The organism is Clostridium sp., assembly GCF_051278035.1.
In the GTDB taxonomy this organism is placed as follows: Bacteria; Bacillota; Clostridia; order Clostridiales; family Clostridiaceae; genus Clostridium_AD.
Map to the genome: position 1 here is coordinate 1 of NZ_JBNMNU010000172.1, position 8,927 is coordinate 8,927.

Annotated in this window: 7 protein-coding genes and 1 pseudogene; 1 reads left to right on the top strand and 7 read right to left on the bottom strand. The window is 31.0% G+C overall.

Features of this window, described 5'->3' with window-relative positions; translation table 11 throughout:
- Window positions 1–474 carry a CarD family transcriptional regulator gene (locus tag ACJAX4_RS19370; RefSeq protein WP_435791081.1) on the bottom strand — a complete coding sequence of 158 codons (474 nt, stop codon included), beginning with the start codon at window positions 472–474 and terminating at the stop codon, window positions 1–3.
- Window positions 475–619: 145 nt separating this feature from the next.
- Here ACJAX4_RS19370 and ACJAX4_RS19375 point away from each other — a divergent pair, with 145 nt between their 5' ends.
- Window positions 620–1,024 carry a DUF1573 domain-containing protein gene (locus tag ACJAX4_RS19375; protein ID WP_435791082.1) on the top strand — a complete coding sequence of 135 codons (405 nt, stop codon included), beginning with the start codon at window positions 620–622 and terminating at the stop codon, window positions 1,022–1,024.
- Window positions 1,025–1,061: 37 nt separating this feature from the next.
- On the opposite strand, the gene disA is transcribed toward ACJAX4_RS19375, so the two are convergent.
- The 6 genes and pseudogenes from disA to ACJAX4_RS19405 form a co-directional block, all read right to left on the bottom strand.
- Window positions 1,062–2,126, bottom strand: a complete 1,065-nt coding sequence (gene disA, locus ACJAX4_RS19380) for a DNA integrity scanning diadenylate cyclase DisA (protein WP_435791083.1) — start codon at window positions 2,124–2,126, stop codon at window positions 1,062–1,064.
- A 242-nt stretch (window positions 2,127–2,368) separates the two neighbouring features.
- Window positions 2,369–4,804, bottom strand: coding sequence for an ATP-dependent Clp protease ATP-binding subunit (locus ACJAX4_RS19385; RefSeq protein WP_435791084.1), 2,436 nt, complete (start codon window positions 4,802–4,804; stop codon window positions 2,369–2,371).
- 105 nt (window positions 4,805–4,909) lie between these two features.
- Window positions 4,910–5,113 (bottom strand): hypothetical protein, encoded by a 204-nt coding sequence (locus ACJAX4_RS19390; protein ID WP_435791085.1) that lies wholly within the window; start codon window positions 5,111–5,113, stop codon window positions 4,910–4,912.
- Window positions 5,114–5,376: 263 nt separating this feature from the next.
- A pseudogene (locus ACJAX4_RS19395) lies at window positions 5,377–6,893 on the bottom strand (ABC transporter ATP-binding protein).
- 157 nt (window positions 6,894–7,050) lie between these two features.
- Entirely contained in the window at window positions 7,051–8,292 is a 1,242-nt protein-coding gene (locus ACJAX4_RS19400) for an aminopeptidase P family protein (protein WP_435791086.1), read from the bottom strand.
- 179 nt (window positions 8,293–8,471) lie between these two features.
- On the bottom strand, window positions 8,472–8,708 hold the full coding sequence (locus ACJAX4_RS19405) for a hypothetical protein (RefSeq protein WP_435791087.1): 237 nt from the start codon (window positions 8,706–8,708) through the stop codon (window positions 8,472–8,474).
- Window positions 8,709–8,927 lie beyond the last annotated feature (219 nt).

Here is an 8,927-nt window from a genome sequence, read left to right on the forward strand (position 1 = left end):
TTAATTTAAATTCCTTATTTTGTCTAATGATCTATCCATATTCAGTCCTAAAACTAACATTACTTCGCTTGCTATCATACCCTCAACCCTTTCTAATATCTTTACTTCTCCTGGTGGGAGTAAGTTATTTTTCTTTAAATAATATAAATCTCTAATTACCTCACACAGTTTTAGAGTATTACCACTTTGAATTTTTTTCTTGTTGCTTCTATACCTGTTATTCCAATTACTTTCTATATAATCGCAATCATTCCCTATTGTATTCAATGTATTTTCTAATTCTAAAACACTTAAAAGTTCCCTTATCTTATAATTTTGAATTTTATCTAGTGGAATCATAAAATTCATATTATCTAATAAAAGAAATATATTTATATAATTATTCTTTATATCAAATAATTCTTTGCTATCTATGTCCTGTACATAACCAGCACCATAATCAGCTAAAAATATTTTTTCACCAACATTTAACATAATCTTCCCCCTATTAAAAAAACTCTTATTGATTTATTATATATTCACAAGCTAAAATTTGTACTTAATTTATTGACAAAAAGCTAATGTAAAACCTATAATTAAGATAGTTAGTTAATTAAATCTTTATAAGGAGTTGAATTTGATGAAAGATTGTATATTTGATAATTTTCAAAATTCTGTGGACGAATCATTATTGCGCCATAGAAGTATTTTAGATATAATTACTAAGCTTCAGGAGTCTGAAGCAAGGGTCAGTAGATCTGTTGTAAAATCAGTTACTAATTGTGGGTGTATCAAAGTTGATGCTAAAAAGCAGTTTACTCCTGAAAATATAGATAATTTGGATCTAGATACGTTTAGCGCCTCACTTGATACTCATCTAGAGGGTAAACTTTGTGAAAACTGTAGAGATGTGATAGAACGTGAGCTTGGGAATAACCTTTTTTATATTACTTCACTGTGTAACCTTTTAGACCTTAATTTATATGACGTTCTTTTAAAAGAATATGATGAAATTAGCACCTTAGGTAAATATACTATGAGATAACAAATATAACACAAAATAAGTTGAAACTTATTTTGTGTTATATTTGTTTGTCTAACATAAATTTCTCTCTTAATCTTCTTAACCCATTTTTAATGGACTTAGCCCTTGCTTCGCCAATACCCTCTACGCTGTCCAGTTGCTCAAAAGAAGCTTCCATTACAGCCTTTAATTCTTTAAAGTGCACAACTAAATTTTCTATAACATTTGCTGGTATTCTAGATATTTTATTCAGTATCCTATAACCTCTTGGAGAAATTAAAGTATCCACCAATGGAACACCTATATATCCAATAATTTTAGAGATATAATCTAAATCCAGCAATTCTTCCGAACTCATATTTTCTATCTGCATATATACCCCAGTATAATCCATACCACTTTGACAATAATCCCTTATTAATAATATCCCGTCCTCTTCTACGCTTTTTACTAGCTCACCTAATTGCATTGAAATTAATCTGCCCTCATTGCCAAGTTCACATATGTACCTTTCAATTTCTCCAACTATTCGCATAACCATTTCTGTTCTTTGCAGGGCAGTTATAACATCAAATAGAGTAGCCAAATCTTGAACTTCTAAAAGATTTAGATTACGTACTACTCGTTCAAGAACGAAGCCATATTTTTCTAAGGTCTGAATAGCTTGATTTGCCCTTGCTAAAATCACACTACTATCCCTAAGTACATATTTTATGTCATCTTTATATACAGTTATAATAGTTCTTCTTTGTGATATAGCAACAACCACGTACCCCGTTTGCTTAGCTATTCTCTGAGCTGTTCTATGCCTTGTTCCAGTTTCAAAAGTCGGTATTGCAGGACTTGGCATAAGTTGAGTATTAGCATATAATATTTTTTTTAAATCATTACTTATTATTATAGCTCCATCCATCTTTGCTAGCTCATATAAGTAAGATGGACTATATTCCGAGTTTATTTTAAACCCTCCATCTACAACGTCCAGTATTTCCTTACAGTCTCCGAGTACAATAAGACCGCCAGTTTTAGCTCTTAAAATATTTTCCAGCCCTTCTCTAAGTGAAGTGCCAGGTGCCATTATTTTTAATATGCTCATGAGTTCCCTACTTTTATCTTCTCTCATATTTTTCTCCCTACTTTGTTAATATTGTTAAATGCTCATCAGTGGCTCTGAAATGAGGTTAATCTTTTTCCTTACAATATCTTTAAGTGAAGCTGTTCCTATAATTTAATCTTAGCCATAAATCCGCCCCCACGAGTGTTATAATTAAGTCAAAAAACCACTAATAAGTGGTTTTTAAAGAATTCTATTTTTATAATTATATACTTTATAATATACATAAAGAACAATAATTATACAAATCACTAAAAAGTCTTAAATAGCAATTCACCATTTTTCATACTAACACTTACGTTATCTCCTTTATTAATGTTACCTTTAAGTATCTCCTCTGAAAGCACATTTTCTACAGTTTTAGTAATCTCTCTTCTCAGAGGTCTAGCTCCATAGTTAGTATTAAGACCAGCCTTAGCTAAATGTTTTTTCGACTCATCATTAAAGCTAATATTTATTTGGAGCAGTTTAAGGCGCTCTTTGACCACCTCAAGCATTATTTCCACTATTTTATATAAATCTTCCTGTTCTAATGAATGAAATACGATAATATCATCTATTCTATTTAGAAATTCTGGTTTGAAAGAATCTTTTAACTCATCTATTATATTTCCCTTCATCTTTTCATATTCTGAGCAAGCTCCATCTCCATTTATAGAAAAGCCTAGTGACTTTTGCTTCTTCAGCTTTGATGCACCTACATTAGATGTCATTATAATCAATGTGTTTTTAAAGTTTATTGTCTTGCCTTTTCCATCTGTTAGCCTTCCATCGTCCAATATCTGTAGCAAAATATTAATTACGTCTGGATGAGCTTTCTCAATTTCATCAAAAAGTATGACAGAATAAGGGCTATGTCTCACCTTTTCTGTTAATTGACCTCCTTCATCAAATCCTACATAACCAGGCGGTGAACCCACAAGCCTAGAAACTGTGTGCTTATCCATATATTCTGACATATCTATTCTTATCATATTATTCTCATCACCAAACATTGCCTCTGCTAGTGCTTTAGATAACTCTGTTTTACCTATGCCAGTTGGACCTAAAAATATAAAAGACCCAATAGGCCTCTTAGGGTCCTTTAATCCTACTCTTGCCCGTCTCACAGCCTTTGAAATCGATTCGACTGCCTCATATTGTCCAATCACTCTCTTGTGAAGTACCTTTTCTAATTTTAGTAAGCGTTCGGATTCCTTTTGAGTTAATTTTTCTACAGGGATATTAGTCCATTTCGATACTACACTCGCAATCTCTAGTTCTGAAACTATTAACTCACCCACTCCATTTTGAGTTTTCCAATTTTTTTTAGAGTTATCTAGTTTTTCCTTTAACCCTTTTTCACTATCCCTTATTTTAGCTGCTTTTTCAAAGTCCTGTAAGGATATAGCATCAGCCTTTTCTTTGTATAGTTTATCTATTTCGCCTTGTAAATCTCTAAGATTCAGTGGAACCGTTAAATTTTGTATTCTTACTTTTGCTCCTGCCTCATCAATAAGATCTATTGCTTTATCAGGTAAATATCTATCTGATATATATCTATCGGATAAGCTAACAGCTGCTTCTATTGCACTATCAGTAATTTTAACTCTATGATGTGCTTCATACTTATCTCTTAGTCCTTTTAATATATTAACTGCTTCCTCTTTACTTGGTTCTCCTACAGTTATCGGTTGAAATCTTCTTTCTAATGCTGGATCTCTTTCAATGTGCTTTCTGTACTCGTCTGTAGTCGTCGCCCCTATACATTGTATTTCTCCCCTTGCAAGTGCTGGTTTTAATATATTAGAAGCATCAATAGCTCCTTCTGCCCCTCCTGCACCTATAATGGTATGTATCTCGTCTATAAATATAATGACATTTCCTGATTCTAGTATCTCTTTCATAACTTTTTTAAGTCTTTCCTCAAATTCTCCTCTATATTTAGATCCTGCCACCATCGACGCTATATCCAAAGTTATAAGTCTTTTATTTTTTAAACTTTCCGGAATACCACCGTTGGCTATCCTTTGAGCAAGCCCCTCTGCTATTGCTGTTTTACCCACACCTGCTTCCCCTATAAGGCAAGGATTGTTCTTCATTCTTCTGCACAAAATTTCTAGGAGCCTTTGAGTTTCGTTATCTCTTCCTATAACAGGATCAAGTTTACCTTCTCTCGCCATTTCAGTTAAATCCTTACCAAAATTATCTAAGGTTGGTGTACTACTTTGTTTTTTTTCTTTTGATATGCTTCCCTTTGGAGTGTCTTCAGAGCACCAATTATCTAATATCTCATTTTTAAGTTTATTGAAATCTGCCCCTAAATTAACTAATATTGTATATGCTACTCCTTCTGCATCCCTAATTAAAGCTAACAAGATATGTTCTGGACTAATATAATTATGATTTAAATTTCTAGCCTCTAAAAGACTTAAATCTAATAATCTCTTTGTTCTTGGTGTTAAAGGTATCTCAGTACTACGCATTTGAGCGTCTCCTTCACCTTCATAATCTATTACTAATTTTTTCACATTTTCTGAAGTTATTTTCATATTATTCAGTGTTTTTTTACATACGCCAGCCTCTTCTTTTAAAATTCCTAATAGTATATGCTCTGTGCCTACATATCCATGTTTTAATTCTTCAGCCTCCTTTTGAGCGTAAACCAATATCTTTTGTGCTCTTTCTGTAAATTTGTTGAACATCATGTTCAAACACCTCGCTCGCAATAATTTTATTGTTTCTATAATTATACCCACTTAAGTCCCATTTCTTACATAGAATAACATTCTTATTATTTATATTTTTTCTATCTAATCTTTTCTATTTTTATACAGCATAGATATTGCAACTTTATAATCAAAGAAATTATTATCTACGAACTTGTCCGAATAGCATTTAATACCTATAACCTCATCCTCCTTTAACCCCACATCTATTGCTGCTGTTTTGTTAATATCTATTAAACTTCTCGTATCATATAATAACTTTATAATGCTATTCTTTCTTTCAATCATTTCCTTCCCCCTTTTATAAACTTATCTTAAAATTTTATGATTAACCGTAGTTATCCTTCGAATTTACTGTATTTTTTTACCATATATTTAATATTCTATAAAACTTTTTTTTCCCCTTGTTTAATGATTGTTTTTCTTATTGTTTTCTTTTACATTTTTATACATAATTTTCTGTTAATCTTATTATAAAACAAAAAGCTTATCTTCTTATTTTAAGAAGATAAGCTTTTTGTTTTATAATATATGATCCTAAAAAACAACAATTATACTAACTCATCCGAAATATAACCCTTGAATTGAGCATTATAGAGAGTAGAATACATTCCATTAATTTTGATTAGCTCATCATGAGTGCCTTTTTCCTGTATGCCATTGTCAGTAATTACTACAATTTCATGTGCATTTCTGATAGTAGAAAGCCTATGTGCTACTACAAGTGTCGTTCTCCCTTTGGATAAGTTTTCTAACGACTTTTGGATTAATATCTCTGTAGCATTATCCAGTGCCGATGTAGCCTCAATTACATCAGCATCAGTGGCTCCAGGCCTTCCATATAATATATTTTCCTTTATGGTTCCTGTAAATAAAAATACATCTTGTTGAACAATGCCAATATTTTGTCTTAATGATTTTAAAGTTACGTCTTTAATACTATCACATCAATTAAAATGTCGCCGTCAGTTAATTCATAAAATCTTGGAATTAAGTGACACAATGTAGTTTTACCTCCACCTGATGGTCCAACAATTGCTAGAGTCTTTCCATCTTGTATATTAAGGCTCATATTTAATAGAATAGATGCTTTATCATTATAACTAAAAGTTATATTTTTTAGCTCTATATCTCCCTTTACATTTTTAAGATCTATCGCATTATCCTTGTCAATTATTTCGGGCTTTATATTCATTAGTTCTACAAATCTTTCGAACCCAGCCATCCCTGATTGATATTGTTCAACAAAGGAGGTAAGTTTTCGAATTGGTTGCATAAAAAATTGTATATATAATAAGTATGCACCTAAATCAGGTATATCAATCCACTTCCTATATATAAAATATCCCCCAAACCCAATAATAATTACATTCAACATGTCCACTAAAAATTTTATTCCAGCAGAAAACTTCGCCATATACTTATATGCATACTGTCTTGAATCTTTAAACTGTTCGTTCCCCTCATCAAACTTATCCATTTCATAGTCTTCATTAGTGAAAGATTTAGAAACTCTTATACCCGATATACTATTCTCTAGGCTTGAATTTACATTTGCGATTTCTTTCCTAACAGCTCTAAAAGCTTCTGACATTTTAATTCTTCTGCTCATAGCAAACCATACCATGAGAGGAAGAGTAGAAAATACTATTACCGTTTATTGCACGTTTATAGTACAAAGTGCAATAAACGATCCTATAAGCATAACTGCTGAAATAAATAAATCCTCTGGTCCATGATGTGCAAGTTCTGATATTCCCATTAACTCATTAATTATTCTAGACATGATATGTCCAGTCTTGTTATCATCAAAATACTTAAAAGATAAGGTTTGAAGATGAGAAAATATATCTTTTCTCATTTCGTACTGCATTCTCACGCCTACAACATGACCCCAATATTCTATTATATAATTAAATAGTAATTTGAATAAATATAAAATTGCTAGTACTGCTGTAAATATAAATACTTTTCGTATATTACCTTGCGGTAAATCCTCATTTAAAATGTTTCTAGTCACCATAGGAAATACAAGATCTGATCACGCCACTAAAAACGCACAACCCATGTCCAAGGCAAATAATTTTTTATGAGGACCGCAATAGGAAATATTTTTTTATCAAATTATAATCCTCCTTATATATGTCATTCTCAACCTAAATATTGGCTCTAAAAAATAAGTAGTAATTATATAATTACTACTTAAAATAAATACCGTGGCAAATCTACTTTTCCATAAAAGCTTCAATTTCTTCTACTGTCTTTATTATTTGCTTTGAAAGATTTTCACATCCATCTTCTGTAATTAGTAAGTCATCTTCTATTCTAATTCCAATGCTTTCCTCTTCTATATAAAGTCCTGGCTCATTAGTTAACACCATACCTTTTTTTAACTCAATGTCACGATTTCCTACATCATGAGTATCAAGCCCCAAATAGTGACTTACACCATGGAAGTAATATTTTGGTAGTTCACTGACTTCTTTAATAATACCTAACTCAATACACCCATGTGCCAGTACATTTTTAGCGGTTTCATTTAAAACTGAAAACAGTATACCAGGTTTTGCAATTAATTCTACTGCTTCTTGTGCTCTTAATACTACATTATAAACCTGTTTTTGCCTATCTGTGAACTTACCATTGACTGGAAATGTACGGCTTATATCAGAATTATAGTATTTATATTGAGCACCTAAATCAAATAGTATTAGTTTACCATCTTGAAGTTCACTATTATTTTTATCATAATGAAGTATTGTCGCATTCTTACCACTAGCTGCTATAGTTTTAAAAGCAAAGTCTGTTACTCCACTAGTTTTTAATGTAAAATTAAAATATGCCTCAAGTTCATACTCCTTCATACCAACTCTCGAATTTTTTAACAGTTCTTTTATCCCATTATCTGTAATGTCTATAGCTTTTCTAATTAACCATATTTCTTCTTCTGATTTTATAAGTCTAAGACTAGCTATTCCCTGGTAAATATTTTTCACTTTTATGTATGGATATCTTTCCATTACGTTCCTAGCAAACCTTTGTGGCGTGCAGTTTGACATATCAAACTCTTGTCTTTCAAGATCCAAATATAAATTATCTATTTCTACTCTATTTAAAATCGAACCAAAGTTTTTTTCAAAGTCATCTATAAACTCAATGTTTTCAATACCTGAAATTTCTTTTGCCTCTATTGGTGGCATTTTTTCCCCTACCCATCTAGCCATAACAGAATCATTTTTTTCTATAAATAATGTTTCTTCAACTTTACCATTTCTTTTTACTAACATTAAAATTATTTTCTCTCTCTCAATTCCTGTTAAATAGTAAAAATTTCTATTTGGAGTAAATAAATATTTTTCATCACCCGATTTATATGGTGCTTCACCTGCAAATATTAATGTTATAGAATTTTCCTCTAATTTACTTGATAAATTCATTCTATTTTTAATGAATAATTCTTTTTCCATATTACCCTCCTGTAGCATTTTAAATTCTCTTTATAACATACCACTATGAGTAAATAATTTCAATATTTACAGTAAATTCACCTTTAACTGTGAAAGGTACTTCACGTAAGATAAGGAACAAATTTAGTATACAATGATCCCGAAATTTGTTCCTTGAAGATATTTTCAAATGAATTTTTTTATCTTTCCTTTTGTGATGTAATGGAATACTGTCCATTTTTCATTTTCCCTTGTTCTACAATCTTGAAATAATTATTTTCCAACATCTTGCACAATATTCCAACTTCATTAGAATTTTTCATTTTAGATGTAATTGTAAACTTATCGCTTTGTTCAATTACTCCCATGTAATCATGTATATTACTATAATCACCTAGCTTAATATCTCCAACAATGTCTAATCTATATTCAGACATTTAATTCTCCCCCCCTTTTACATATTGAGTTTTCACTGAAACTCCTTAGCTCCTGTGATTACTCATTTTTAGTATCATTGATTTTTGTTGATCCCCCCACTTTTTTTGCATAAAACACTTGACATGTCTGTAAAATTTTGCGGTCCTCCTCTTAAATACATGTTTTACTAGGAGGATTATTTTATGCTTAAAAATTGGAGCTCTCATGCTGATTATCAG

Excerpts from the sequence above, each read along its gene's own strand:
- ACJAX4_RS19370 (WP_435791081.1), bottom strand. The coding sequence starts at position 474 with ATGTTAAATGTTGGTGAAAAAATATTTTTAGCTGATTATGGTGCTGGT.
- ACJAX4_RS19375 (WP_435791082.1), top strand. The coding sequence starts at position 620 with ATGAAAGATTGTATATTTGATAATTTTCAAAATTCTGTGGACGAATCA.
- disA (WP_435791083.1), bottom strand. The coding sequence starts at position 2,126 with ATGAGAGAAGATAAAAGTAGGGAACTCATGAGCATATTAAAAATAATG.
- ACJAX4_RS19385 (WP_435791084.1), bottom strand. The coding sequence starts at position 4,804 with ATGATGTTCAACAAATTTACAGAAAGAGCACAAAAGATATTGGTTTAC.
- ACJAX4_RS19390 (WP_435791085.1), bottom strand. The coding sequence starts at position 5,113 with ATGATTGAAAGAAAGAATAGCATTATAAAGTTATTATATGATACGAGA.
- ACJAX4_RS19400 (WP_435791086.1), bottom strand. The coding sequence starts at position 8,292 with ATGGAAAAAGAATTATTCATTAAAAATAGAATGAATTTATCAAGTAAA.
- ACJAX4_RS19405 (WP_435791087.1), bottom strand. The coding sequence starts at position 8,708 with ATGTCTGAATATAGATTAGACATTGTTGGAGATATTAAGCTAGGTGAT.